We start from the raw sequence: 23,013 nt of genomic DNA, 5'->3' as shown, positions 1-23,013 counted from the left end.
GTTCGAACAAGTGCCGGGGCAAGTTTCGACAAGCCTCCCGCTAGGTCCACTCCTGTCGTCAGACACCACGCGCTCAAAGCAGCGTCGCGTCGCTCGGCACCTCATCGAAGCGCCGTCCTTCAGGATTCGGCCTCATCAGCGTGGAGACAAACAGACCAATCGCACCAATCACGGGATTAGCCCGATGAAAATCATCCAGGCTGACATAGGCAGGATGTGCCAAGCGTGATCGACATGTCGAACAATGTCCGAAGTAGTGCAAATGAAGCATATATCGATCATTCCGTCCAAAACGACGTATGATCGATATATGGAACACGAGACGACCCCCTTCTACCGCGCCGTCGATGCCGTGTCGCTGGGCCGCTCGATTGGTGAAGCCCGCAAGGAACTAGGCATGACCCAGCAGGAGCTGGCAGTCCGCCTTGGCGTGGGAAGAGGAACAGTTGTTCGGTTGGAGAGTGGTGAAGCAGTTTCCGTCATCGTAGCCATGAAGGCGATCCGCGTTCTTGGTCGCGACGTGGCATTAGTACCTCGCTTCTCAAGGCTGCAGGTCAAGCAGTGAACTCACAGCAGGGTATGGAAGTTTTCCTGCATGGTCGGCATATCGGAATGCTTACCGGTACTTCACTGAGGCTCGCCTTCCAATACGATGCAGACGTTGTCGCCGAATACGGTTCCGGCGCTACGTTGCTGTCGTTGTCCTTGCCCCTGTCGCGAAAGAAAATCACCGGGCCGTCTGTCTACAACTACTTCGACGGGCTCCTTCCCGAGGGCCAGGTAAGGTCGCAGCTCGCAATGGACAACGGTGTTTCGGCACCGGACGCTCTCGGATTGCTTCGTGTATTGGGAGCAGACTGCGCCGGCGCAGTGCAGGTACTGCCTGCTGGTGTGAACCCTCAGCAGACGGGTCACGGCAAGGCGCTCACACCCGGCCAGGTCGCGAATATCGTTGAGGCGCTACCAACATGGGACTTGCCGGAGGACTTCATGATCACCGCCTCCCTCGGCGGAGTCCAATCGAAGGTTCTCCTAAGCCGGATCGACGGTGGTTGGGCCTGGCCCGGCAGCGGCGCGGTTTCGACCCACATCATCAAACCGGAACCGCTGAATTCTCCGGTGCCTCATCTCCTTGCATCCGAGGACTGGGCGCTGAAGGTTGCGGCTGCTTCGGGACTGCCCGCTGCGGAAAGTTGGCTTGAAACGTTCGGCTCCCGCACGGCAATCGTCGTGAAGCGGTTCGACCGCACACCCTCAGGTGGTCGGGTGCATCAGGAGGATTTCACACAGGCGTTAGGGCTTTCCAGTGCCAACAAGTACGAAGGAACGACGGCCTCCCCATCGCGTTTGACCAAGCTCACCTCTTTGGCGGCGCCCCACACCCGCAACGAGAAAGAATTCCTCCGCCAACTGCTGCGCGCAGTCACCTTCAACGCGCTAATAGGGAACGGGGATGCGCATTCGAAGAACTACGCCTTGCTCATCCTGGATGGCGGGGAGGTCCGCCTGGCGCCGCTGTACGACGCCGCACCGACCCTGCTGTTGTACTCCGCTTCGGTCAACGCCGGTCATACTCTTGGCGGCCAGATCAGACTGCCATACCTAACCTTTGAGCACCTGGTCAACGAGGGCGTTGCATGGGGTCTGCAGGGTTCCGAAGCCCGCCTCACCGCAACTCAAGCCCTGGAATCAGCAGCCGAAGCCGCCGCTGCGACGCCGAACGTTGAGGAGATCAGCTTCCTGCGCGAACTCGTGCCGGCACGGGCACAAGACCTTCTTAACGGACACACCGCCCGGCGCAGCCTCGCCTAAATGGAACCCATCATTTGCCCGGAGGGCCCGGACATCCCTGAGGGCTCCGCCACCAGCGATCCAAGCAACTGCAACGCCTCATACCCGGGGCTGCCCGGTTCGGCCGTATACAGCAGGACCCGGTGCCCCGAGCTGTCCGGGGAGACGAGCACCTCGAAGTCCAGCTCCAGGTAGCCAACTTCCGGGTGGCGCAGATACTTCCTACCGGATACGCAATTCACCACCGGATGCCCAGACCACAAGCGTGCGAACTCACAGCTCTTCACGGTCAGCTCGCCTACAAGTTCGGTGAGCTCGGGATCACTCACCGCTGCACCGGCAATCAGACGCAGGGACGAGACCGCCCTGGCAGCCTCGTCATCCCACTTGGTATAGAGCTCCCGTGTGTGCTCGTCGAGGAACAGCATGCGAGTCAGATTCGGCCTCGTTGACTGACGGGTTGGTGCATCGAAGTCGAGATGCCCGGCCACCAGCCGGTGCCCCAGCGGGTTCCACGCGAGGACTTCGCTTTAACGCCCAAGTACGACGGCGGGAGTCGCCGACATGGACAGGATCAGACGGGCCATGCCCGGGCGCACGTAATCTGGCTTGCGGGGTGCCCGGCGTGTGCGCTTCACCGGACGTGCGAGATTCTTCAGGTGGACGCGTTCGTCGTCGTTCAGGTTCAGTGCCCGCGCTAACGCTTCGATGACCGAGTCCGAGGCGTTGCTACTGAGCCCCTGTTCAAGCCGCGTGTAATACGTACTGCTGACGCCGGCAAGCATCGCAATCTCCTCACGCCTCAACTCCGGAACCCGGCGCATATCAAAACTGCGAAGTCCGACGTCGTCCGGCTGGAGCGCAGCCCTGCGCACCCTATGGAACTCCCCCAGTTCACCCACATTGCTCATCACCCCATACTGCCCGGGACAGCGGACATTGTCCTGTTCCTGACAGTGCTACCCACAGCAGGGTGTGGTTGCGCTATTCAATTCCACACACGCTGGAAGCACAGCAAACCAGCACCGAAGGAACCCATGCCCAGCCCAAACATCACCGAGCAGCCCACCGTCGTACCGCCCGTCGAACGCATGACTGGCAAGCAGCGACTCACCCTCGCCGTTCTGCTCACGGCGAGCTTCACCCTCGCCGTGGACTTCTCCATCCTCAACGTCGCGCTGCCAATCATCGGCTCCGACGTCGGGTTCAGCCTTGCGAATCTGCAGTGGATTGCCACCGCTTTTGCCCTCTGCGCCGCCGGTTTCACACTTCTCTTCGGCCGCGTCGCGGACCTGGCTGGCAGGCGGCGCATGTTCCTCATCGGCATGGCGCTCCTCGGTGCAGGTTCCCTCCTCGGTGGGCTGGCTACGGATCCGGCGGTCCTGCTCGCCGCCCGGGTTGCGCAAGGAATCGCGACGGCGATCGTTGTACCCGCAGCACTGTCACTGCTGCTGGGATCCTTCGCAGAGGGCCCACTCAGGGATAAAGCGTTGGGGCTCAACGGCGCTCTCATGGCCGCAGGCTTCACCACCGGCGCGATCCTCGGCGGTTTTCTTACTGACGTGCTGAGCTGGCGGTGGGCATTCTTCATCAACGTGCCTGTCGCCGTCGTCGTGCTGGTGCTCGCCCCAATGGTCCTGGGAGAAAGCAAACCGTCCGGCAAAACCAGGCTCGATGTTCCCGGCGCGATCACCGCAACGCTCGGCCTGCTTGCCCTCATCTACGGGCTCACCCACGCCGCCGAAACCTCCTGGACGCACCCAGTGACGCTCGGCGCCCTCGCGCTGGCCGGACTATTGCTGGTTGGGTTTACTGCCATCGAGCATCAGGCGCAGTTCCCGCTGGTGCCGCTGGGCATCCTCAAAAGGCCCGCTATTGCGTGGGGCAACATCGCGGGGATCCTGGCTTTCCTTACAGAGACGTCCCTGGTCTTCCTGCTGACGCTCTATCTTCAGCAGGTTCTCGGATACACCCCGCTTGCGGCCGGGCTGTCGTTCGCCGTCCTTGGCGCCGGTACGGTTCTTGGCGGAATGATCGGGCCGAAAATCATTGGGAGGATCGGCAGCAAGAGGGCGATCGTTTATGGGTTTAGCGTCCAGGCAGCCGCGACGGTAACACTCGTTCTGCTTGGTACCGGTGGGACAGCGATCCTCCTGCTCCTGGGAGCGACTTTCGTGGGTGGTGTAGCTAACCTCGTGGTGATCGTCGGCTTCATGGTCACCGCGACCTCGGGTCTTCCCGACGGGGAGCAGGGCCTGGCCACGGGGCTCGCCACCATGAGCCAGCAAATTGGAATCACCATGGGCATTCCCGTCATGAGTGCGGTCTTCAGCGCGCAGATCCATGCGCTGGGATCGACGACGACGACGGCGGCCGTGCTCAGCGGGGTCACCACAGCCATCTGGGTCAACGCCGGGCTCTGTGCCGCGACCGCCGTCGTTCTTGCGCTCTTCCTGAAAGCGCCGCGGGTTAGGCTTCAGGCTTCGGGCAACAGGACTCTGGACGGACGCGAAGCAGCACCAGGCTGAGCTAGGGTGCTGCCATGACGCGTTACGTGATCGACGCACCCACCCTCCTGCACCTCATCGGGACTAACCAACAAGTCCACGAACAGCACCAACTGGTGGCCCCGAACCTTATCCGTTCACAGGCCCTCTCGCTTCTGTTCGTCGCAGTTCAACGCGGTGACCTCAGCGAATCCGAGGCCCTGCAGCAGCACGAACGGCTGACCGAAACGAAGATGCGCCTGCTGGGCGACCGGGTCTCCCGCAGGACAGCCTGGAAGATCGCGCGTGAACAGCACTGGGAATCAACGCACGACGCCGAGTATGTGGCAGTTGCCCAGTTGCAGGCCGATGCGCTGGTCTCCGTGGACCCTGCGATGCGGGCGATGGCGGAAGGCCTTGTGGCCGTTGAACCCTTCGCCGCGCTGTTCCGCGCGTAACGCTCAGCGCACCCTCATGGCCGCGATCTCGAGGATCACCGTGCACCGGGTGCCGGGCGCCACGGATGGAAGCACCGCCGCCTTGATCGCCGCGCCGAGGGAGCGCAGCAGGGAAGGTGACTCGGCGTCGTCGTACACTCCAATCCTGGCTTTCACCTCCACGGTGCCGTCTGCGGATGTCAGCTGAACGCGGTCGCGCTCGGTATCAGTAAGCCGGGAAGCCACCTGGCCGACGACGGCGGCGAACGCGCCGGTGGGATAGGTGGTAACCACGCCGTCATGCTGGTGAATCAGCTCCGTGAGCTCGGCGGGGGTGATCATGCTTCTTCTCCGGTGGCGAATTCCATGTCGGCGATGGTGATGTGGATGGCGGTGACGTGCAGCTCGGTGTGACGCTCCAGCGCTTCCCGAATCTCCTGCCGGATGGTATCGGCGAGCGGTTTCAGCGGCTCGCCCTGCCAGAACACCGAGACACGCACGTCGACCGAAACCTCAGCGCCGGGCGTCGTGATGTCGCCCTGCAGCTTGACGCGGCCGATGAGTGCGCCGTCGACGGCGTCGCCCGCCGCTCGGATCAGCGACAGAATTGCCCCCTCGGTTTGGGAGAGGTGAAGATCGGTGTCCTCGCTCGGAACGGGAATGGACCTGCCTGGACGTGCCTGGATGGAGATGTGGTTGAAGAGTTCGTTTAGCCAGGAGTCGTCCTCGTCCGCAAGTTCAACATCCCGCTCCAGGACTTGCGGAGTCAGGGAACGAAGGCGGGACAGCGCGTCCAGGGCCGCCTGGCATTCGGGGCAGTCCTCGATCTCGCGGATCGCGGGGGTGCGGCCGCTTGCAAGGTAATCGTCGAGCTCGTCAATGGTGCGCCCGCATCCGAGGACGTCGCCGGTGTAGTCGTCCTGCCTGTCGCTCATCGCCATGCCTCCATTTCCCGTACAAGGGTGGCCCTGGCCCTGGTCAGCCTGCCGCGGACGGTTGATTCGCTGGTGCCCAGTTCCGCAGCGATCTCCGAATAGCTCATCTCGCCGATCTCCCGTAACGCCCAACACTGGCGTTGTTCCTCAGGGAGCGTGGCGAGCGCCTGCGAAAGTGCGTCCGCCGCGGACCGGGCTTCCACTTGCCGTTCCACCGTTGGGACCGGCGATTCCAGCTCATAGTGGTCATCAATGTTCTCACTGAGCCGCCGCTTGCGCATCAGGTCGATCGACTTGCGGCTGACAATCGTCATGAGCCAGCTCTTCACAGACGCACTCTCACGGACGTCTTCCATCCGGTTCCACGCAGCGATCAATGCTTCCTGAATGACGTCGTCGGAGTCGCTGCCATGCGGGCCCACCAGCCGGATGGCATAGGCGCGCATCAACCGGGCGTATCGGCGCATAAGGACTTCGAATGCAGCAGGATCACCATCGATCGAGCGCTCCACGAGCACCTGGTCCGGCGCCGCCGCCAGTTTCGAGGCGCGGGACTGGGCAACTGGTGACACACCAGGCTCCCTTCTGCCTCCTGTACGACTTCTACGACTTCTACGACCCCATTCCACCACGGCCGCCGAAGTGTCCAGAAAATACTTGTCGGTTTCGCGTGACGAATCTTCCGATGCCTCCGTCTTATCTATGTAAGCGAATATCGCAGATGCGTGAAGGAGCGAAAAATGGCTGAGAACCAGACCACTGAAAAGAACCTGCAGGGAACCCCGAACGGTCAAATGCCGGGCACGGAAAACAACAAGGAGAAGAACCAGGAGCAGAAGAAGACCGGCCCGCTGCACACCGACCACGGCAACACCGTGATCGCTGAGACTGTTGTCCAGAAGCTCGCAGGCATGGCCACCCGCGAAGTGCCTGGTGTGCATGCGATGGGCAGCGCCGGCCGCCGGGCCTTTGACCAGATCGCCGAGCGCATCCCCGGCTCGCAGACAAACGTCAGCGGCGGCGTGAGCGTGGAAAAGGGTGAGCGGCAGACCGCGATCGACGTGAGCGTCGTCGTCGAATATGGGGTTTCCATCGTCGAGATGAGCCAGAACATCCGCCGCAACGTCATCAACTCCGTGGAGCGTGCCACCGGTCTTGAGGTGATTGAGGTCAACATCAACGTCACCGATGTCCACCTTCCCGGCGACCAGGACCAGGACGAGCCAGGCCAGAAGAGCAACCGCGAGACGGAACTCCAGTAGGAACCGTCACGGAAGGAGACCTGCGATGTCACGCAGCACCATTGGTTTATTCACCGGTCTGATTCTGGGGGTCGTCGTGATCTTCGGCGGTTTCCTCGAGCTGTTGGCCGTCATTGTCTTCGGAGCCATCGGCCTGGCTGTCGGGCGCTTCCTGGACGGCAAGCTGGACGTGCAGGAACTGCTCGGTAACCGCTCCGGCCGGAGGTGACTTCGAATGGACACCCAAACTCCAGATGCCGGAACTGCAGGCGCCCGGCCTCCCACCGAGCGGGGCACACTGATCCTGAACGAGAAGGTCCTGCGGAAGATCGCCTCGCAGGCCGCCTCGGAGCTTCCCTTCGTGGGTGGCATGAGCGGGGGCGTGCTCGGCATCGGCAGGGAGACTGACCTTTCAGCCCGGCCGAAAGCGGAGATCGAACTGGCAGGGAACACCGCCTTCGTGAACCTCGCGGTGGCCCTGATCTATCCGTTGGACCTGCGCCACGGTACCGAACGGCTCCGCGACCACGTGAGTAAGGCGCTGCAGTCCTGGACCGGAGTCACGGTGGGGCGTCTCGATATCGACGTCACCGCGTTGGACACCGGCAGCAGTGACACGGCCCGCGGCAGGAGGGAACTCGAATGAGCAGCCGAAGTCCCCGGCCCCTCCGCCGTAGGCCCGCACGCACCATCCCCGCGGTGATCACCGCCGTCGTACTGTTGATACTCGGCGCAGGTGCGCTGTGGCTGGGCATCGACGCCGCGCGCGGAAACACAGGAGTTCTCGAAAGCGCTGCCGGCGCTGCCCGGACGCCCTGGAACAGCTCTGTGGCTGTAGCCGTCGCAGGCGTGGTGCTCGCGGCAGGGCTGATCCTCATGCTCTGCGCCGCCCTGCCGGGCAAATTCACTTCGCTGAGGCTCGGCGCTCCGACGAACCAGGGAACAACGACGACGACCAGCGAGTACGTGATGAGCCGCCACGCGCTTGCACGGCTTGCGAAAGCGCGGGCCGAGCAGGTTGACGGCGTGGAGTCCGCCGCTGCGACGGCGTCGCAGCGCAAGCTCGAGGTCACCGTCAGCACTTACCTCATCCAGACGGCGGAGCTGCGGGAGCGGGTGCACCAGGCCCTCACCCGGGCACTGCAGGACGCCGGCCCCCTCACCGAACCGCGCATCCGTGTCTCCGCCAATACCCACAAGCTCGACTGAACCCTTCGAAGGAGACAACCATGAGGCACTCAGCTGGACGCCTGAACCGAACGTGGCTCGCCGTCGTCGGACTGGTCCTTACCCTTGCAGCAGTGGCTTGGCTACTGGTCGCAACCGGTCTCCTGGCCGGTCTGCTGCCGGCAGGACTCCGCACACCGGAACCCTCCGGACCCGCCGCGCAGGTGGATCCCGCCGTCGTCGCGGGTAGCCCGGTGCTACCAGGGATCCTCATTGCCGCTGGAGCCGTGCTGGTTATCCTTGCACTCGCCTGGCTGGCCGCGCAGGTTCCCAAGCGGCACCAGGCGGGCAGGTACCGGATCCAGCAGGATGCCGCCACAGGGATGACCACCCTGAACCCGGATGTGCTGCAGGAAGCAGTAAACGCCGAAGCCGAAGGCATTCCGGATGTGCTGCGCGCCCGGAGCGTGCTGCGCGGATCGGCCGGTGCGCCGGACCTGACCATGAAGGTAACCATCAGCCCACGCGCCCAGACCCAGCGTGTGCTGGCAACCATAGAGCACGACGTCGCCACTCACCTTGCTTCCAGCCTTGGAGCACCGTTGGCTCGGCTGGCAATCGAAGTGGATGTGGACAACCGCACCCGCAAGACCTCCACAGTAACCCTCTAGGAAAGTAGCCTCTGGAGATACAGACCTTGCCGGTAACGAACCGGCAGCACACCCAGAAAAAGGAGAACACCATGGGACTCGATGACAAGATCAAGAATGCAGCTGAAAAGGTCGCCGGCAAGGTCAAGGAAGGCCACGGCGATGCCACCGGCAACGAGGACCTGAAGGCCGAAGGCCAGCGGGACCAGTCGAAGGCCAACCTGAAGAACGCCGGCGAAAACGTCAAGGACGCCTTCAAGAAGTAGCCTCACTTCACTGAGTGAAAGCCCCGGTCCGAGGATCGGGGCTTCCACTCGTAATCCGAATGTATTCTGAACCGCAGCAAGAACAATCGGTCAGGGGTACAAAAATGAGAAGAATCGCTTCAGTTATCGGTCTGCCGGCAGAACGCGCGGCTGAGTACGAGGCCCTGCATGCCGCTGTCTGGCCAGACGTCCTTGCGCAGATCGCCGAGAGCAGCATCAGGAACTACTCGATCTACCGCTACGGCGAGATGCTCTTCTCCTACTTCGAGTACGTCGGAGACGATTACGACGCCGATATGGCCCGCATGGCTGAGGACCCCGCCACCCAGCGGTGGTGGGCCGTATGCAGTCCGCTGCAGCGTCCCGTCGCGGAACGCGGCGAAGGCCAGTGGTGGCACGAGCTGCCTGAGGTTTTCCATACTGACTAACGCCATCTCAGGTAGCAGCCATCCGTTAGCCACCGGACTACGAATCCCTTGATCTGACCGACAGCGGAAGAAGTAGCCATGGCGGACACAAAGCTTTGGTCATCGGAGCGGTTGTTGACCACCGCCGCCCGTCTGACCGAGAACGCCTGGAATGAGCGGCTCCTGGGCGTCGGTATAACCCACGCCGGATTCATCACACTTCGCGCTATCCAGACGCTCGGTGCGGCGTCGCAAACTGAGTTGGCCGACCAGCTTCACATCACCGCACAGACCGTGGGCCGGACGCTGGTGCGCCTGCAACAGCAGGGATTGGTATCACGGGAAGGCAGCGCCAGCGACCGGAGAATCTTCATGGTTCGCCTGACCGATCTCGGCTCCACCAGCCTGAACGCAGTTGAAAAGGACGAGCACGAGTTCATGCTGGACCTGGACCGCGCCGCCCCGGGTCTGAGGAACCTTCTGATCGACCTCATCGAGGACTTGCTCCCCGGAAGGCCGGTGTCGATAGGCGCAGGACGGAAAACTATCGGCGTCGAAGAGGAGCTCCGACGCCGATAGGTTTCCGACCAAGGCAGGTTACGGGTTGTTCGCGCCGCCCTGGACGTTGGACTTCGCGTCCTGTGTCCGGTCCTTCATATCGGACGCGGCGTGTGTGCCCTCGTCCTTCACCGTGTTGGCGGACTGGGTTGCGCTCTCCTTGACGGAGTCGGCCGCACGCTGCGCCGGCTCCTTCATGTCCTCCGCTACCTGCTTGGCGGCGTCCGACACTTCGGAAACCAGCGGCTGTGCCTTTTCCTTGACAGCTTGCGCGGCTTCCTTCTCCTTTTCGCTGGCGGGGATGAGCGACGCCGCGAGGAGCCCCGCGCCGAAGGCGATCAGCCCTGCTGCGAGGGGATTGCCCTGCGCCTTGGACGCCACGCGATGCGGAGCGTCATGCATTGCGTCCCCGGCGTGGTGTGCGCGGTCCTTCGCTGAGTGCGAGGCATCGTGTGCCGAACCCATCACGCTGTTCTTCACGTTGCCGAACGTGTTCTTGACCTTGTCGGTCTGCCGGTGCGCGATGTTCGAAGGGCTTACCTTGTCGGCAACGGCGTCCACATCGGTGCCGAGTTCCCTGCGGGTGCGTTCGATGTCTGCACGGATTTCGTCAGGTGTCTGGTTCATGGCGTGTGCTCTCCCGGTTTCAACGTAGGCGGAATTTCCTTGGCTGTCTCAGCGGTCTGCGGCAGGCCCTTGATTGACTTCATTTCCTTCTTCCCCGTCAAAGCCAGTACCGCGGCGATGATGCCCCAGAGGACGGCCACAATCACCGAGGCCCAACCGAGCCCCATGAGTTCGGCCAGCCCCCACATGAGGGCCAGGGAGAGGAACAGAAGCACAAAGTGTCCGGCAACAGCGGCGCCGCCGAACATTCCCGCACCCTTGCCGGCCTTGGTGCCCGATTCGCGGAGCTCGGCCTTGGCAAGCTCGAGTTCCTGGCGCATCAAGGTGGACAGGTCACCCGTTACCTCGCTGAGCAAATGGCCCAGCGAATTGTCCTGCCCGCGGTCGGTGTCGAGGTGCGTGTCCAGGTTCGGGGTTGGTTGCGCAGTATGCGATCCGTGCACGTGTGGCTCAGTCATTACGGATAGTCCCTTCGCGGTTCGGTCGGTGACACGCCCGGCTGGGGCTCGGTGAACGGCGTCGCGGGGGCTGCCGGAGGCGCCGCGGGCGGCACTGTTGGCGAATTCCCGACGCCGGTGTCATAGTCCGGCGCCCCGGTCCCGTACTCGTCCGGTACAGGCGGATAGGTAGCGGCGTGCTGGCCGCCGGCCGTACCGGTGGTTCCCGCTCCCTGCATCCCTCCACCTGCAGCGGCGCTTCCGCTCGTGTCGGTTCCACCCTGAAGGCCGCGCGCGAGGCGGCCGGCGAGTAGGCCGGTGCCGGCTGCGATCAGCAGGAAGGTGCCTGGCCGGCGTCGTGCGAACCCGGTGACCTCATCAAGGAGGGAGCCGGGGTCTCGGCCGTCGAGCCAGGAGGCGGCACTGCCGGTCCGCTGTGCCGCCTGCTGTACCAGCTGCTGCGCCGTACCGCCTTCTGAATTGTCTGCCATGGAGCGGAGTTCATCGCTCAGTGACCGCAATCCTTCGGAGACCCGCTGCTGCTGGGTGCCCGCCTGGCTCTTGAGGTCCGAACCGAGCTCGCCGATCAGGTTCCTGGCCTGGGCGCCGGCCTCATGGGCTACGTTCTTGGCTTCCGAGCCGGCGGTGGATGCAACGTTTTTCGCCGCATCGACGCCCTCACGCCCCACATCCTTGGCTTCGTGCTTCGCGGCCGACGTCGTCGACTGCCCGGGTGAATCCCCGGGCGGCTGCTCCGTTGACTGCACGGGGGGCGGGTAGCCGTCCTCGCCGGTGCGTGAAGTGACCAGTGGGTCCTCTGACCAATTTTGTGTGCTCATAATGACTCCTTCTATTGTGTGGAGGACTCGCAGGAAAGTAAGTCATCGCACGTCCACGATAAGCATGCTTACTATATGATCACAAGACTGCAACGGAAATTGTTTCAACAGAGATTCCGCGGCCGATCGCGCTGACAGCCAGCAGGCTTAGTATCGTGGGATGGGTGGCGCCAACGCGCCGCTGCGCATTGAAGGAGGCACTATGGGGAACCGAAGCGGGAACGATGGGGAAAGCATCGTCGTGTGCCCGGATGGCCCGCTTCTGGTGCGCGGCGACGTCGCAATCGTGACTCCCGCAGGTGAGCCGGTGCCCCGCCGTCGTAAGACCGTAGCGCTGTGCCGGTGTGGTGCATCAACCATCAAGCCGTACTGCGACGGGACGCACAAACTCATTAATTTCCGCAGCGACCCTGACCAGGAAACAGACGCTTAAACAGGCAGTGGGCCCTCCCATCTGGGAAGGCCCACCGTTGGGTTCGAGGGTCAGCAGCCGCCGTTTCGGTCCAGGTATCCGTCCAGACGCGAAATGAACGCAGCCATCTGTTCGCGGGTGATCGGTGCCAGCGGGCGGTATTCGGTCCTTCCACCGGCAACCCATCCGTGGGAGATGTCTGCCGTCGCCATCCATGAGATCTCATGATTGAAGATGGTGGATGAATTCACGTCCACAAAGCTCGAAGCCCCCGGCCGGTAGTTGGCGGCCGCGGGCACGGCGCATACATGGGCAGCGTAACGGTGCAGGAATGCAGCCATCTGGTCGCGCATGATGGGCGACGTGGGGCGGAAATACCCGTCCGACCAGCCGTTTGCCACGTCCATGTTCTTCATCCAGGCGATCTCCCCGGCGAAGACGTGGTTCGTGGGAACGTCCCGGAAGGGTGCCGTCCGCGGTTTCGGAGCAACCTGAACGCCTGGATTCGCCAGCCGGTAGAGGAACGCTGCCATCTGCTCGCGGGTCATGGTGCTCAGCGGGCGGTAGGTGCCATCGGGCCAGCCGTTCGTGAGCTTGTTTGCCGCAAGCCATTCGATCTCGTTGCGGAGCGTGGAAACGCGCAGGTCCTTGAACGGAAGGCCGGCGTCGATCGTTACCACCGCGCGGTCGTTCGCAACCGAATTGATCGTGACTGTTGTGCCGGCGTGCGTGGTGAAGACCTGGCCTGCCTGCCAGGCAGTGTTACTGGCGTAGTAGCCGGAGTACCGCCGGGTGGACGGCATGAGGGCGATTGAAGACGCCGACGTCGCGCCACCGTTCTGAACGATCTTCACACCGCGGTTGCCTCCGACGGCAAGGTTGGCATCGAAGCCGACGGGAGTTCGGAGTTCCAGGTAGTAGGTCTCCCTGCTGCGCGGATCGGTGAACTTCACTGCCCGGTTCGCAGCTGTTCCTGCCCAGGGCCGTAGGGTGTATGTTTTGCGCCCGGCCACAACACCTGCGTTAAGGATCTCATCGCCGCGGCCGAACCCGCCGTAGTCCCAGAAGCTGGAGCTGATCGCCGGCGTGTCGAACCAGCGGGAGAGACCCATGAGATCCGACGTGTCGCCGTAGGCGCGGATGCCGCAACCGTAACCGAAGACCGGGGTATCGGATGCGCCATTGGTGCATTCAAGGGAATCCGCGTGCATCAGGCCCAGCACGTGCCCAAACTCGTGCGCCATCACATTGGTGGTGAAGTTGGTGATCTGTGGCATGAGAATGCGGCCGCTGGTCCCGTTGCTACTCCAGCCGTAGCCCAATATCCCGCCCTGTAGCCCGGAAGGAATGAACACAACCAGCGCCTTGTACGGGCTGTAGCTCCAGCCAAGCTCGGCGGTGACCTTGTTCATGATGTCCGAATAGCTCCAGGTGGAGCGTGCTGCGGACTTGTGATTGATGACGCGTGATCCCACGGACATGGTGATGCGTCCGTTGGACATCGACTTCCAGTAGGCATTCGCCTGATCGACGGCCCGCTTGGCTGTGTCATATGGAACCTGCGCTCCGCTGTCAGCCAGATCGACGGTTACCAGCTTGACGTCGATGTTGCCCCTACGCGAGAGCGTTCCGCCTGCTCCCAGCGGAGACATCGCTGCACCCTGCGGCGAAGCCCCACCCCGCTGGGAGTCTGATGGGACTGTTCCCTCGAAGGTGTGATCGGAAAGCTTGAGGTTGTCCGGTAGGCCGAGCGCCGATTCGCTCTCGATCTGGAGTTGCGACATCCCGCCGTGGTCATGATCGTGTGTGGCGGCCGGCGGTGTCCCGGCTGTTTCTGCCGATGCCTGGGAAACCCCGACCGTGAGGCTGCCCGCCAGGAGCAGAACGCCGGTGAGCGTCGCGGTGGAACGCTGAAGTAGAGCCATGTTGATCCTTGGTGGTACGAGTGAGATGGGACCCAGGGCGCCGCACTTCCCCCGAAGAAGCGACGCCCGGGGCGCTGAAAGCTCAGCCCTTTAAAGGTCCCGCACCAAGTATATGTTTATGAATTGACGGAAAAACGCCGGAGATATGCGAAGGATTATCTCAATAGGCTCAGTTTTTCCGCAGTTTCAACGCAAGACGCTCGAATGCCTATTCGAATTCGACGGAATAAAGGCCAATCGAATTATTGATTTCTCCAGGCAATTTTCTGGAATTCAGGAGGCTTGCCGCTGCACACGCGGCGAGTGGCCGGCCGTCTTGTGCTGGCCATTCAACGGGACGACGACGGCGTCGCGCATCCCTGCGGGGCGGTTGAGTATCAGCTGGGCCAGGGCGAGCAGGAAGACCGGGATCGATAGAAGTACAAAGGCGAAGAGCGCATACATGGCAATGATCGCGTGGACGGGAGAATGGAACAGGCTTGCAATGAACGCGGCACTGCCGAGCCAGGTCCACAGCCAGAAGAGCGCAACGGCATACAGGACCGTCCGGGCACGCCGGTATTTCAACGGATAATGCACCCGCCGACGCCTCATTTAATTTGACCCCCAGGTCTCACGGAACCCGCACCCGCGAGCCACCCTCCTGATACTAATCCCTGAAGGGGATTTTTGTATCCTGCCTGCCACGTTCGACACGTGACAGGCAGGAACCAGGTTCCAACTCAGAGGAACCGGACGTGCTCCGGCGTGAGGTCCTCAACTTCGGTGACGCCGAGCAGCTGCATGGTCCGCGCGATCTCCTTGCCCAGGATCGCGATGGTGCGGTCCACGCCTGCGCGTCCACCGGCCATGAGCCCGTACAGGTACGCGCGTCCGATCAGCGTGAAGTCGGCGCCAAGTGCGAGCGCCGCGACAATGTCTCCGCCGCTCATGATGCCGGTGTCCAGCATGATCGAGGTTTTGCCCTTGAGCTCAGCTGCAACCTCGGGCAGCAGGCGCAGCGGGATCGGCGCGCGGTCCAGCTGACGCCCGCCGTGGTTGGACAGCACAATGCCGTCAGCGCCGTGGTCCACCACCTTCTTGGCATCCTCGAGGGTCTGGATGCCCTTGACAACAAGGTTGCCCTTCCAGGCCTTCCGCAGCCAGTCGAGGTCCTCGAAGGTGAGCGTGGGATCGAACATGGAGTTGATCAGATCGGCAACCGTACCCGAGTACCGGTTGAGCGATGCGAATGCGAGTGGCTCATGCGTCAGGAAGTTGAACCACCAGGCCGGCCGGTAGGAGGCATCGATCACTGTTTTGAGGCTCAGTGCCGGCGGGATGGTCATTCCGTTGCGCACGTCCCGTAGACGGGAGCCGGCGACGGCGGTGTCCACCGTTACCATCAGCGTGTCATTGCCGGCTGCCGCGGCCCGGTTGATCAACTCCATGGAGCGTTCGCGGTCTGTCCACAGATACAGCTGGAACCAGTTGCGTCCGTTCGGGGCGGCCTCGGCCACATCTTCGATCGAGGCGGTCCCCATAGTGGAAAGGGTGTAGGGAATCCCGGCGGCCTCCGCGGCCTGCGCCCCGGCATACTCGCCCTCGGACTGCATCATGCGGGTGAATCCGGTGGGTGCGATGCCGAACGGTAGGGCGGACTCCTTGCCGAGCACCGTGACTGAGGTGTCAACCTTCTCAACGTTGCGCAGGATGCCCGGGCGGAACTCGATGTCCAGGAATGCTTCCCGGGCGCGGCGGAGAGTGATCTCAGCTTCTGCGGCACCGTCTGTGTAATCGAAGGGGGCTGTAGGGGTGCGTCGCTTGGCGATGGCCCGCAGATCCCCGATGGTGTTTGCCCGGTTCAACCGTGCGTTCTGGGTGAAGTCCGGCTTCTTGAACTGCATGAGCGGAGCCAGATCAGCAACTTTGGGGATCCGGCGCTTGAGCGCCGCCGGTGAGTACGACATGGGAAACCTTCTGTCGGGTAGTGTGGTCCGACCACACTATCGACCTGTGGCCTGACCACGCAAGCTAAACTTGCGGGATGCGTACCCATCAGCTCGTCCAGTCGTGGCTTGAGGAGGAGTTGGGCGCCGGCCGGTTGACGGTCGGTGACCGGCTTCCGGGCGAGCGGACGGTCGCAGAGCAGCTCGGCATCTCGAGGGCCTCCGCCCGCGAGGGAATCCGGGTTCTGGAGGCCATGGGCATAGTCCGTGCCGGCGTCGGCTCCGGTCCTGGGGCAGGCACCGTCATTACGGCGAACCCCGGAGCCGCGCTCGGTTCGGCGCTGCGGTTGCACATGGCAACCTCGCACCTGCCGGTGGAGGACATTGTGCAGACGCGGCTGCTGCTGGAAACCTGGGCAGCCGCACACGCAGAGGGTTCCTCTCCGGCAATGGCTGAGGCGGTGAACCTGCTGGACGCCATGGATGCTGCCGCGCTGGACCAGAAAGAGTTCCTCCGGCTGGACGCACTGTTTCATGTTGCGCTGGCCGAAGCCGCCGGAAACGTGCTGATCGGCGCGATGATGTCCTCGCTGCGCGGGTCGATCGAGGGCTACACGCTACGCCTCACCCGAAACCTCCCGGACTGGGAAGCCACGTCCGCCCGGCTGCGCGCGGAGCACCGCAGTATTCACGAGGCAATAAGGAACGACGACGGCGCCCTCGCGGCGAGCCTCATAGGCCGCCACATCGAGGGCTTCTACGAGGAGGCGGGGTTGTAGGACTCCGGCTGTTCTACCGCCCGCAGGTTCCCTCGGGCATTCGCCGCGCGCTGCGGTTGGGCCAGTTCCTCAATTGCGGCACGCAGGTGTGACCGCAATTCCGGGGAGAGCAGCGCCTCATCGGAAACCAGCGTCCGCTCGATGTCCCGCCCCTTTTCGAGGGTTTCGCGGCCCTTGTCAGTGATCCGCACCGTCTGGCTGCGACGGTCGTCGTCTCCCCGCGTGCGTTCGATGTGGCCCCTCGACTCAAGCCGGTTAAGGGTTTTGCCGATGGTTTGCGCCTGCACGTGCACCAGTTCGGCAAGCTGGGCCTGCCGTAGTGGTCCGTGTCCGGCCAGCACGGCGAGTGCCGTGAAGCCGGCGTGCGTGACATCCAGCTCAGCGAGCCTCTGATTCCATGATTGCTCCACCAGCCGCGCCGCTGTGGTGAGCAGCCTGCCCGTCGACCAGGCTGAAAGATCCGGCATGCGCTCTTCACCCTCCTGTCGAACCGTTTATCTGTCTAATCATCAGCTTACTTATGAATAAGCTGGAATCAACCGTGCAGGCACAAAAGAGTGATGTTTTGACCTCAGGAACATGAGAGGTAAGCCCTCATCACTTCCTCGGCGGCAACGCCCGTGTACAGCGCGGCTTCCGTCATGGCAGCATCCACGGAGGGTGCGGTCGCAGCCAGGCTCCGGGAATGCAGTACCCCATGCCCCGCCAGTGCTTCTTCGCCCAGCGTGATGCGGCCGGCGACCGCAAGGACGGGAAGATTCCGGCGCCGGGCGCGGTCGGCCAGTCCCAGGGGAGCCTTGCCGAATACCGATTGCGCATCCAGTGAACCTTCGCCCGTGACAACGAGGTCGCACCCCTCGAGCTTCTCCTGGAGACCCGTAAGGTCCGCCACCAGATCGAATCCGGGCTCCAGGGAAGCACCCGTGCAGGCCACGAAGGCGGACGGGAATCCGCCCGCGGCTCCCGCTCCGGGCTGCTGAACATCCACCCCTGTCGCTTCCCGCAATACGCGAGCCCACTGGACAAGGGCTGCATCAAGCGCCTCCTGCATCCGCGCATCCGCGCCCTTCTGGGCGCCGAAAACGTAGGCGGCGCCGTCCGGCCCGTGCAGCGGGTTCTGCACGTCGACGGCGATGCGCAGGCGCACGTCTTTCAATCGCGAATCGAGCCCCCCAAGATCCAGCCGGGCCGCGCGGGCCAGCGCGAGGCCACCCAAAGGGAGGTCGGCGCCGTCGTCGTCAAGAATGCGCGCGCCCAGGGCGCGGAGGGCTCCCGACCCGCCGTCGGTCATAGCCGAGCCTCCTACACCCAGCACAATCTCGGTTGCTCCCGCATCCAGGGCGGCGGCGATCAGTTCCCCGCTGCCATAGCAGTGTGCGTCGCCTGCGGTCTGAGCGGTCGGCGAGACGAACTCGAGCCCGCTGGCACGGGCGGTTTCGATGACGGCCGTTGACCCGGTGAGGGCCCACGGCGCGGTAAGGGAGTCCGAGAGCGGTCCGCGGACCACCGTCTCGCGGCGCTCGCCGCCTGCTGCAAGGACTGCCTCAAAGGTGCCTTCACCGCCGTCGGCGATGGGTTGTGTGGTGATTTCGGCGTCTGGAAGCGCGCGGCGGATGCCGGCGGCCATCGCCTCGGCGGCTTCGGCGCCGGTGAGGGTGCCCTTGAACTTGTCGGGGGCGATCAGAACCCTCATGCGTGCGCTCCTGCGGATTGGCGAATAATGACGGCACCGCGGATGGATTCCGGGGCGGGATGATCGGGATTGAGGGCGAGGTTCGCAGCAATCTCACCCAGCTTTTCCAGCGGGAGGCGAACCGTGGTGAGGGCGGGGAAGTAGTCGCGCAGGGTCGGGATGTCGTCAAAGCCGGTGACCAGGGCGTCCCCGGGTACAGATACCCCGACGGCGCGCAGCCCGGCGATCGCGCCGATCGCCATGACGTCATTGACGGCCAGCATGCAGACGCCGCGCTCGCCGCCGATCTCCTTCCAGCAGCGCTGTGCGGCGTCAAAGCCGCCCTCGCGCGTGAAGGCAGATTCGACGACGGCGGCGGCCTCCAGCCCCGCCGCTGCAAGTGCGTCGGTGAAGCCCTCGGCACGCTCCCGTGCGGTATTCAGTTCGCCGGGCCCAGCGAGGACGGCGAACCGCTGAACCCCGCGGGAGACCAGCTCGGCAACCAGGGCAGCGGCGCCGTCGGCATTTCCCACCGGGACCGTCAGCCCGGCCCCGGGAGAGCCGCCGATGGTGACCACGCGGCCGCCGTTCGCTTCGTAACGCTCGAGTTCGCGCTCAAGCTCGGGATCCGGCGTCGTGCGCCTTGAACCGGCGAGGATGATCGCGTCGGTACGGTGGGAGGCGAAGGCGCTGACGGCGTCGCGCTCGGCGCCCTCGGACGGGTCGGTGCTGGCGAGCAGCACCTGGCGCCGGTAGTTGCGCGCCGCGTGCTGGACGCCGCGCGCGATGGAGGAGAAGTAGGGGTCCGAGATGTCATGGACCACCAGGCCCACGAGACCGGTTGATGAGCGCGCGAGTGCCTGGGCCTGGGCGTTCGGAACGTAGCCGAGTTCGAGGGCCGCGGCGCGCACGCGTTCCGCGATCTCCTCGGCCGGACGGCGCGAGGATCCGTTGAGGACGCGCGATGCCGTGGCGAGGGAAACCCCGGCATGCCGGGCGACACCCGAGAGGGTTACTGCGGCCACGTTGCTCCTTCGCTTCTCCCGTGAGTGTGGAGATAATCGCTCTTCCAAGTCCTCAGAGGGTGATTATCCCGACACTCAACGGAAGTTGGGTCTTGACGTACTCCTCGTCCCACTCTAAAGTGGAAAGCGCTTTCCAACAACTTTACTGATCCTTCCGGGAGTGAACGTGACAGAGACCAAGACCATCCGCATCGCGATGAATGGCATCACCGGCCGCATGGGCTACCGCCAGCACCTGCTGCGCTCCATCCTGCCCATCCGCGAACAGGGTGGAGTCACCCTCGCTGACGGCACCAAGGCGCAGGTTGAGCCCATCCTCGTAGGCCGCAACGAAGCGAAGATCCGCGACCTGGCCCAGCAGCACAAGGTGGAGCACTGGACCACTGACCTGGACGGGATCATCAATGACCCGAGCGTCGACGTCGTCTTCGACGCCTCCATGACCTCCCTCCGCGCTGCCACCCTGAAGAAGGCAATGGCCGCCGGCAAGCACGTCTACACCGAGAAGCCCACGGCCGAGACGCTTGAGGAAGCCGTTGAGCTGGCACGCATCGCGCGGGAAGCCGGCGTCACCGCGGGCGTTGTGCACGACAAGCTGTACCTGCCCGGCCTCGTGAAGCTGCGCCGCCTGGTGGACGAAGGCTTCTTCGGCCGCATCCTTTCGCTCCGCGGCGAATTCGGCTACTGGGTCTTCGAGGGCGAGCACCAGGAGGCGCAGCGCCCGTCCTGGAACTACCGCAAGGAAGACGGCGGCGGCATGACCACCGACATGTTCTGCCACTGGAACTACGTGCTTGAAGGCATCATCGGCACCGTCAAGACCGTCAACGCCAACACCGTCACCCACATCCCCGCCCGCTGGGACGAGCAGGGCAAGGAATACAAGGCAACGGCCGACGACGCCGCGTACGGCATCTTCGAGCTCGAGACCCCCGCCGGCGACGCGGTCCTGGCGCAGATCAACTCCTCGTGGGCTGTCCGCGTCTACCGGGACGAACTCGTTGAGTTCCAGATCGACGGCACACACGGCTCAGCCGTCGCGGGCCTCAACAAGTGTGTGGCCCAGCAGCGGGCACACACCCCGAAGCCGGTCTGGAACCCGGACCTCCCCGTCACCGAGTCCTTCCGCGACCAGTGGCAGGAAGTCCCCGCGAACGCCGAGCTGGACAACGGCTTCAAGCTGCAGTGGGAAGAGTTCCTCCGCGACGTCTCCGCCGGCCGCGAGCACCGCTTCGGCCTGCTCTCGGCTGCCCGCGGCGTGCAGCTGGCCGAGCTGGGCCTGCAGTCCTCCGCGGAGCGCCGCACCCTGGACATCCCGGAGATCACGCTATGACCTCGCTCCACCTTCCCACCGCTGCCGGCTCGATCGAGCAGTATGAGCTGGCCGCGGCGGTTGATTGGGCGAAGCCGACGGCGCCCCTCACGGCCCGTCATGCTTACGCCGCGGCGCACGTGATCCCGCAAGTGACCGCAGACAACACCCCGGGTGCGCCCGCCGTCCTCGACTGGGACACCACGCTCAACTACCGTCGGGAGCTCTGGTCCTACGGGCTCGGCGTCGCCGACGCCATGGATACCGCCCAGCGCGGCATGGGACTGGACTGGGCTGCCACGCAGGAACTGATCCGTCGTTCAGGGGCTGAGGCGGCCGCCGTCGTCGGCTCGAATGCTGACGCGACGCGCGGCAAGTCCGTGCGGGACCTGCTCGCCTGCGGCGCGGGTACGGACCAGCTCGATATCGCCAGCCTGCCGTCCGGACGGGCGGGACTGAATGCCGTCGTCGAGGCCTACCGCGAGCAGATCAAGGTGGTCTCCGACGCCGGGGCGAAGGTCATCCTCATGGCATCGCGGGCGCTCGCAGCGGTGGCGCAGGGTCCCGCGGATTACCAGTACGTGTACGGGTTGCTCCTTGCCGAGGCCGACGAGCCCGTGATCCTGCACTGGCTCGGGACCATGTTCGACCCGGCGCTCGAGGGGTACTGGGGAAGCGGTGACGTCTCCGAGGCGACTGACGTTTTCCTGAACCTCATCAAGAGCCAGCCGGAGAAGGTTGACGGCGTCAAGGTGTCGCTGCTGGATGCAGCGCATGAAACTGCGTTGCGGGCCGCGCTTCCTTCGGGGGTTCGGCTCTATACCGGCGACGACTTCAACTACCCCGAACTGATCCACGGCGATGGGACGCACTACTCGGATGCGCTGCTGGGCATCTTCGCGGCGATCTACCCTTCCGCGTCGGCTGCGTTGCAGGCGTACGACGACGGCGACAACGCCCGCGGACGCGCCATCCTTGACCCGACGAGGGAACTCGGGAAGCATATCTTCAGCGCACCGACGTTTTACTACAAGACCGGTGTCGCGTTCCTGTCCTGGGTCAACGGGCATCAGCCCGGCTTCCAGATGGTGGGCGGTCTGCACTCGGGCCGGTCGGTCCTGCACCTGACCGAGACGTTCCGTCTTGCGGACAAGGCAGGGCTCCTTCTTGATCCCGAGCTCGCGGCCCGCCGGTTCGAGGGGCTGCTGGCCGGCTACGGGGTGGGTGCATGAGCCGCCTCTCGCTGAACACGGCGACCACGAAGAACATCACGCTAGCCGAGGCGGTTTCGCTTTCCGCGGATGCTGGACTTTCGCATATCGGCGTTTGGCGTGACCGGGTCGCTGAGGCCGGCCTGGACAAGGCGGCGCGGCTTGTCTCCGATGCCGGGTTGTCCGTTTCCAGCCTCTGCCGGGGTGGGTTCCTCACCGCCGCCGACGACGCCGGCCAGGCGGCCGCGCTTGCCGACAACACGCAGGCAATCGTCGAAGCGGCAACGCTCGGAACCCGCGAACTGATCATGGTGGTGGGCGGCCTGCCCGCAGCCGGGTCGCTGACCGGCGGCCCCGCCGTCGACCCTTCCGCTCCCGGAGCGAAGGACGTCGCCGCTGCCCGCCAACGGGTTGCGGACCGCATCGCGGAACTGGTGCCTGTTGCTCAGGAGCACGACGTGCGGTTGGTACTTGAGCCGCTGCACCCGATGTACGCGGCGGACCGCGCGGTGCTTTCGACCCTGAGCCAGGCGCTGGATCTGGCCGCGCCGTTCCCTTCTTCTACTGTGGGTGTTGTCGTCGACACCTTCCACGTGTGGTGGGATCCGGCCCTCGAGGCCTCGATCCAGCGGGCCGGCGCCGAGGGGCGCATCGCGTCCTACCAGGTGTGCGACTGGAACCTGCCGATCGCCGCCGATGCGCTGCTCTCCCGCGGGTATATGGGTGATGGTTATATCGACTTCGAGGCTGTGACGCGCATGGTCGCTGCTACCGGTTACGCCGGGCCGGTCGAGGTGGAGATCTTCAACCAGTCGATCTGGGATTCGCCGGCTTCCTCCGTGCTGGCCACCGTGAAGTCCCGTTATGAGGCGTTGGTGGAGCCGTACCTGTAGGCCTTGGGTTCGCAA

30 protein-coding genes and 1 pseudogene are annotated in these 23,013 nt (G+C 64.1%); 17 read left to right on the top strand and 14 right to left on the bottom strand.

Features of this window, described 5'->3' with window-relative positions; genetic code table 11:
• Positions 1-310 precede the first annotated feature (310 nt).
• Both ACX80C_RS08720 and ACX80C_RS08715 read left to right on the top strand, forming a co-directional pair.
• Entirely contained in the window at positions 311-565 is a 255-nt protein-coding gene (locus ACX80C_RS08720) for a helix-turn-helix transcriptional regulator (protein ID WP_459326065.1), read from the top strand.
• Entirely contained in the window at positions 562-1,812 is a 1,251-nt protein-coding gene (locus ACX80C_RS08715; RefSeq protein ID WP_459326064.1) for a type II toxin-antitoxin system HipA family toxin, read from the top strand. Before ACX80C_RS08720 ends, ACX80C_RS08715 begins: the two co-directional genes overlap by 4 nt.
• Here ACX80C_RS08715 and ACX80C_RS08710 read toward each other — a convergent pair.
• Both ACX80C_RS08710 and ACX80C_RS08705 read right to left on the bottom strand, forming a co-directional pair.
• Positions 1,809-2,306 (bottom strand): annotated as a pseudogene (locus ACX80C_RS08710) (MmyB family transcriptional regulator); the annotation flags it as partial. The gene ACX80C_RS08715 and the pseudogene ACX80C_RS08710 sit on opposite strands and share 4 nt — an antisense overlap.
• 15 nt (positions 2,307-2,321) lie before the next feature.
• A complete protein-coding gene (locus ACX80C_RS08705) occupies positions 2,322-2,702 on the bottom strand; it encodes a helix-turn-helix domain-containing protein (RefSeq protein ID WP_459326063.1) in 381 nt (126 codons plus the stop codon).
• A gap of 126 nt (positions 2,703-2,828) precedes the next feature.
• Here ACX80C_RS08705 and ACX80C_RS08700 point away from each other — a divergent pair, with 126 nt between their 5' ends.
• Both ACX80C_RS08700 and ACX80C_RS08695 read left to right on the top strand, forming a co-directional pair.
• Positions 2,829-4,319: an MFS transporter gene (locus ACX80C_RS08700; RefSeq protein ID WP_459326062.1), complete on the top strand. Its 1,491-nt coding sequence runs from the start codon at positions 2,829-2,831 to the stop codon at positions 4,317-4,319.
• A gap of 14 nt (positions 4,320-4,333) precedes the next feature.
• The gene (locus ACX80C_RS08695; protein ID WP_459326061.1) at positions 4,334-4,735 is read left to right on the top strand and encodes a hypothetical protein; all 402 of its coding nucleotides are present in this window, start codon (positions 4,334-4,336) and stop codon (positions 4,733-4,735) included.
• Positions 4,736-4,738: 3 nt separating this feature from the next.
• On the opposite strand, the gene ACX80C_RS08690 is transcribed toward ACX80C_RS08695, so the two are convergent.
• From ACX80C_RS08690 to ACX80C_RS08680, 3 genes are read right to left on the bottom strand one after another with little or no spacing between them, the layout of a single operon-like run.
• On the bottom strand, positions 4,739-5,056 hold the full coding sequence (locus ACX80C_RS08690) for a hypothetical protein (protein ID WP_459326060.1): 318 nt from the start codon (positions 5,054-5,056) through the stop codon (positions 4,739-4,741).
• Complete coding sequence (locus tag ACX80C_RS08685; protein ID WP_459326059.1) at positions 5,053-5,649, bottom strand: hypothetical protein; 597 nt, start codon at positions 5,647-5,649, stop codon at positions 5,053-5,055. The genes ACX80C_RS08690 and ACX80C_RS08685 overlap by 4 nt, the downstream gene beginning before the upstream one ends.
• Positions 5,646-6,221: an RNA polymerase sigma factor gene (locus ACX80C_RS08680; protein ID WP_459326058.1), complete on the bottom strand. Its 576-nt coding sequence runs from the start codon at positions 6,219-6,221 to the stop codon at positions 5,646-5,648. Before ACX80C_RS08680 ends, ACX80C_RS08685 begins: the two co-directional genes overlap by 4 nt.
• Before the next feature lie 168 nt (positions 6,222-6,389).
• Between ACX80C_RS08680 and ACX80C_RS08675 the strand changes: the two genes are divergently transcribed.
• The 8 genes from ACX80C_RS08675 (at position 6,390) to ACX80C_RS08640 (ending at position 9,959) form a co-directional block, all read left to right on the top strand.
• Positions 6,390-6,911: an Asp23/Gls24 family envelope stress response protein gene (locus ACX80C_RS08675; protein ID WP_459326057.1), complete on the top strand. Its 522-nt coding sequence runs from the start codon at positions 6,390-6,392 to the stop codon at positions 6,909-6,911.
• A gap of 25 nt (positions 6,912-6,936) precedes the next feature.
• On the top strand, positions 6,937-7,119 hold the full coding sequence (locus ACX80C_RS08670) for a DUF2273 domain-containing protein (RefSeq protein ID WP_459326056.1): 183 nt from the start codon (positions 6,937-6,939) through the stop codon (positions 7,117-7,119).
• 6 nt (positions 7,120-7,125) lie between these two features.
• The gene (locus ACX80C_RS08665; RefSeq protein ID WP_459326055.1) at positions 7,126-7,536 is read left to right on the top strand and encodes an Asp23/Gls24 family envelope stress response protein; all 411 of its coding nucleotides are present in this window, start codon (positions 7,126-7,128) and stop codon (positions 7,534-7,536) included.
• A complete protein-coding gene (locus tag ACX80C_RS08660) occupies positions 7,533-8,099 on the top strand; it encodes a DUF6286 domain-containing protein (protein ID WP_459326054.1) in 567 nt (188 codons plus the stop codon). The genes ACX80C_RS08665 and ACX80C_RS08660 overlap by 4 nt, the downstream gene beginning before the upstream one ends.
• A gap of 20 nt (positions 8,100-8,119) precedes the next feature.
• Complete coding sequence (locus ACX80C_RS08655) at positions 8,120-8,728, top strand: Asp23/Gls24 family envelope stress response protein (protein WP_459326053.1); 609 nt, start codon at positions 8,120-8,122, stop codon at positions 8,726-8,728.
• Between the two features lie 71 nt (positions 8,729-8,799).
• Complete coding sequence (locus ACX80C_RS08650; protein ID WP_167995148.1) at positions 8,800-8,973, top strand: CsbD family protein; 174 nt, start codon at positions 8,800-8,802, stop codon at positions 8,971-8,973.
• 104 nt (positions 8,974-9,077) lie between these two features.
• Positions 9,078-9,401, top strand: a complete 324-nt coding sequence (locus ACX80C_RS08645) for an L-rhamnose mutarotase (RefSeq protein WP_459326052.1) — start codon at positions 9,078-9,080, stop codon at positions 9,399-9,401.
• 78 nt (positions 9,402-9,479) lie between these two features.
• Positions 9,480-9,959, top strand: coding sequence for a MarR family winged helix-turn-helix transcriptional regulator (locus ACX80C_RS08640; RefSeq protein WP_459326051.1), 480 nt, complete (start codon positions 9,480-9,482; stop codon positions 9,957-9,959).
• 18 nt (positions 9,960-9,977) lie between these two features.
• Here ACX80C_RS08640 and ACX80C_RS08635 read toward each other — a convergent pair whose 3' ends face one another.
• The 3 genes from ACX80C_RS08635 to ACX80C_RS08625 are packed head-to-tail and all read right to left on the bottom strand — an operon-like array spanning position 9,978 to position 11,841.
• On the bottom strand, positions 9,978-10,565 hold the full coding sequence (locus tag ACX80C_RS08635; protein WP_459326050.1) for a DUF3618 domain-containing protein: 588 nt from the start codon (positions 10,563-10,565) through the stop codon (positions 9,978-9,980).
• Complete coding sequence (locus tag ACX80C_RS08630; protein ID WP_459326049.1) at positions 10,562-11,023, bottom strand: phage holin family protein; 462 nt, start codon at positions 11,021-11,023, stop codon at positions 10,562-10,564. The genes ACX80C_RS08635 and ACX80C_RS08630 overlap by 4 nt, the downstream gene beginning before the upstream one ends.
• On the bottom strand, positions 11,023-11,841 hold the full coding sequence (locus tag ACX80C_RS08625) for a hypothetical protein (protein ID WP_459326048.1): 819 nt from the start codon (positions 11,839-11,841) through the stop codon (positions 11,023-11,025). Before ACX80C_RS08625 ends, ACX80C_RS08630 begins: the two co-directional genes overlap by 1 nt.
• Before the next feature lie 202 nt (positions 11,842-12,043).
• On the opposite strand from ACX80C_RS08625, the gene ACX80C_RS08620 reads away from it, so the two are divergent.
• On the top strand, positions 12,044-12,274 hold the full coding sequence (locus ACX80C_RS08620) for a CDGSH iron-sulfur domain-containing protein (RefSeq protein ID WP_459326047.1): 231 nt from the start codon (positions 12,044-12,046) through the stop codon (positions 12,272-12,274).
• Between the two features lie 50 nt (positions 12,275-12,324).
• Here ACX80C_RS08620 and ACX80C_RS08615 read toward each other — a convergent pair whose 3' ends face one another.
• The 3 genes from ACX80C_RS08615 to ACX80C_RS08605 form a co-directional block, all read right to left on the bottom strand.
• Positions 12,325-14,178 (bottom strand): S-layer homology domain-containing protein, encoded by a 1,854-nt coding sequence (locus ACX80C_RS08615; protein ID WP_459326046.1) that lies wholly within the window; start codon positions 14,176-14,178, stop codon positions 12,325-12,327.
• Positions 14,179-14,451: 273 nt separating this feature from the next.
• Positions 14,452-14,757 carry a hypothetical protein gene (locus ACX80C_RS08610; RefSeq protein ID WP_459326045.1) on the bottom strand — a complete coding sequence of 102 codons (306 nt, stop codon included), beginning with the start codon at positions 14,755-14,757 and terminating at the stop codon, positions 14,452-14,454.
• 143 nt (positions 14,758-14,900) lie between these two features.
• Entirely contained in the window at positions 14,901-16,127 is a 1,227-nt protein-coding gene (locus ACX80C_RS08605) for an alpha-hydroxy acid oxidase (protein ID WP_459326044.1), read from the bottom strand.
• Positions 16,128-16,204: 77 nt separating this feature from the next.
• On the opposite strand from ACX80C_RS08605, the gene ACX80C_RS08600 reads away from it, so the two are divergent.
• Positions 16,205-16,885: a FadR/GntR family transcriptional regulator gene (locus ACX80C_RS08600; RefSeq protein ID WP_459326043.1), complete on the top strand. Its 681-nt coding sequence runs from the start codon at positions 16,205-16,207 to the stop codon at positions 16,883-16,885.
• On the opposite strand, the gene ACX80C_RS08595 is transcribed toward ACX80C_RS08600, so the two are convergent.
• From ACX80C_RS08595 to ACX80C_RS08585, 3 genes are all read right to left on the bottom strand, one after another.
• Positions 16,864-17,352, bottom strand: coding sequence for a MarR family winged helix-turn-helix transcriptional regulator (locus ACX80C_RS08595; RefSeq protein WP_459326042.1), 489 nt, complete (start codon positions 17,350-17,352; stop codon positions 16,864-16,866). The genes ACX80C_RS08600 and ACX80C_RS08595 overlap by 22 nt on opposite strands.
• 104 nt (positions 17,353-17,456) lie before the next feature.
• Positions 17,457-18,578 (bottom strand): glycerate kinase, encoded by a 1,122-nt coding sequence (locus ACX80C_RS08590; protein WP_459326041.1) that lies wholly within the window; start codon positions 18,576-18,578, stop codon positions 17,457-17,459.
• The gene (locus ACX80C_RS08585; RefSeq protein ID WP_459326040.1) at positions 18,575-19,582 is read right to left on the bottom strand and encodes a LacI family DNA-binding transcriptional regulator; all 1,008 of its coding nucleotides are present in this window, start codon (positions 19,580-19,582) and stop codon (positions 18,575-18,577) included. Before ACX80C_RS08585 ends, ACX80C_RS08590 begins: the two co-directional genes overlap by 4 nt.
• A gap of 196 nt (positions 19,583-19,778) precedes the next feature.
• Between ACX80C_RS08585 and ACX80C_RS08580 the strand changes: the two genes are divergently transcribed.
• The 3 genes from ACX80C_RS08580 to ACX80C_RS08570 are packed head-to-tail and all read left to right on the top strand — an operon-like array spanning position 19,779 to position 22,998.
• Positions 19,779-20,915: a Gfo/Idh/MocA family protein gene (locus tag ACX80C_RS08580; protein WP_459326108.1), complete on the top strand. Its 1,137-nt coding sequence runs from the start codon at positions 19,779-19,781 to the stop codon at positions 20,913-20,915.
• On the top strand, positions 20,912-22,126 hold the full coding sequence (locus ACX80C_RS08575) for a dihydrodipicolinate synthase family protein (RefSeq protein ID WP_459326039.1): 1,215 nt from the start codon (positions 20,912-20,914) through the stop codon (positions 22,124-22,126). Before ACX80C_RS08580 ends, ACX80C_RS08575 begins: the two co-directional genes overlap by 4 nt.
• Positions 22,123-22,998: a sugar phosphate isomerase/epimerase family protein gene (locus tag ACX80C_RS08570; RefSeq protein ID WP_459326038.1), complete on the top strand. Its 876-nt coding sequence runs from the start codon at positions 22,123-22,125 to the stop codon at positions 22,996-22,998. Before ACX80C_RS08575 ends, ACX80C_RS08570 begins: the two co-directional genes overlap by 4 nt.
• The last annotated feature ends 15 nt before the right edge of the window (positions 22,999-23,013 follow it).

The organism is Arthrobacter tecti, from assembly GCF_054511355.1.
The sequence above is the reverse complement of the archived record's forward strand: the minus strand, read 5'-3'. Positions and strand labels throughout refer to the sequence as shown.

Coding starts and splice junctions, on each gene's coding strand:
- ACX80C_RS08720 (WP_459326065.1), top strand. CDS start 311: ATGGAACACGAGACGACCCCCTTCTACCGCGCCGTCGATGCCGTGTCG.
- ACX80C_RS08705 (WP_459326063.1), bottom strand. CDS start 2,702: ATGAGCAATGTGGGTGAACTGGGGGAGTTCCATAGGGTGCGCAGGGCT.
- ACX80C_RS08700 (WP_459326062.1), top strand. CDS start 2,829: ATGCCCAGCCCAAACATCACCGAGCAGCCCACCGTCGTACCGCCCGTC.
- ACX80C_RS08695 (WP_459326061.1), top strand. CDS start 4,334: ATGACGCGTTACGTGATCGACGCACCCACCCTCCTGCACCTCATCGGG.
- ACX80C_RS08690 (WP_459326060.1), bottom strand. CDS start 5,056: ATGATCACCCCCGCCGAGCTCACGGAGCTGATTCACCAGCATGACGGC.
- ACX80C_RS08685 (WP_459326059.1), bottom strand. CDS start 5,649: ATGAGCGACAGGCAGGACGACTACACCGGCGACGTCCTCGGATGCGGG.
- ACX80C_RS08675 (WP_459326057.1), top strand. CDS start 6,390: ATGGCTGAGAACCAGACCACTGAAAAGAACCTGCAGGGAACCCCGAAC.
- ACX80C_RS08670 (WP_459326056.1), top strand. CDS start 6,937: ATGTCACGCAGCACCATTGGTTTATTCACCGGTCTGATTCTGGGGGTC.
- ACX80C_RS08665 (WP_459326055.1), top strand. CDS start 7,126: ATGGACACCCAAACTCCAGATGCCGGAACTGCAGGCGCCCGGCCTCCC.
- ACX80C_RS08660 (WP_459326054.1), top strand. CDS start 7,533: ATGAGCAGCCGAAGTCCCCGGCCCCTCCGCCGTAGGCCCGCACGCACC.
- ACX80C_RS08655 (WP_459326053.1), top strand. CDS start 8,120: ATGAGGCACTCAGCTGGACGCCTGAACCGAACGTGGCTCGCCGTCGTC.
- ACX80C_RS08650 (WP_167995148.1), top strand. CDS start 8,800: ATGGGACTCGATGACAAGATCAAGAATGCAGCTGAAAAGGTCGCCGGC.
- ACX80C_RS08645 (WP_459326052.1), top strand. CDS start 9,078: ATGAGAAGAATCGCTTCAGTTATCGGTCTGCCGGCAGAACGCGCGGCT.
- ACX80C_RS08640 (WP_459326051.1), top strand. CDS start 9,480: ATGGCGGACACAAAGCTTTGGTCATCGGAGCGGTTGTTGACCACCGCC.
- ACX80C_RS08635 (WP_459326050.1), bottom strand. CDS start 10,565: ATGAACCAGACACCTGACGAAATCCGTGCAGACATCGAACGCACCCGC.
- ACX80C_RS08630 (WP_459326049.1), bottom strand. CDS start 11,023: ATGACTGAGCCACACGTGCACGGATCGCATACTGCGCAACCAACCCCG.
- ACX80C_RS08625 (WP_459326048.1), bottom strand. CDS start 11,841: ATGAGCACACAAAATTGGTCAGAGGACCCACTGGTCACTTCACGCACC.
- ACX80C_RS08620 (WP_459326047.1), top strand. CDS start 12,044: ATGGGGAACCGAAGCGGGAACGATGGGGAAAGCATCGTCGTGTGCCCG.
- ACX80C_RS08615 (WP_459326046.1), bottom strand. CDS start 14,178: ATGGCTCTACTTCAGCGTTCCACCGCGACGCTCACCGGCGTTCTGCTC.
- ACX80C_RS08605 (WP_459326044.1), bottom strand. CDS start 16,127: ATGTCGTACTCACCGGCGGCGCTCAAGCGCCGGATCCCCAAAGTTGCT.
- ACX80C_RS08600 (WP_459326043.1), top strand. CDS start 16,205: ATGCGTACCCATCAGCTCGTCCAGTCGTGGCTTGAGGAGGAGTTGGGC.
- ACX80C_RS08595 (WP_459326042.1), bottom strand. CDS start 17,352: ATGCCGGATCTTTCAGCCTGGTCGACGGGCAGGCTGCTCACCACAGCG.
- ACX80C_RS08590 (WP_459326041.1), bottom strand. CDS start 18,578: ATGAGGGTTCTGATCGCCCCCGACAAGTTCAAGGGCACCCTCACCGGC.
- ACX80C_RS08580 (WP_459326108.1), top strand. CDS start 19,779: ATGAATGGCATCACCGGCCGCATGGGCTACCGCCAGCACCTGCTGCGC.
- ACX80C_RS08575 (WP_459326039.1), top strand. CDS start 20,912: ATGACCTCGCTCCACCTTCCCACCGCTGCCGGCTCGATCGAGCAGTAT.
- ACX80C_RS08570 (WP_459326038.1), top strand. CDS start 22,123: ATGAGCCGCCTCTCGCTGAACACGGCGACCACGAAGAACATCACGCTA.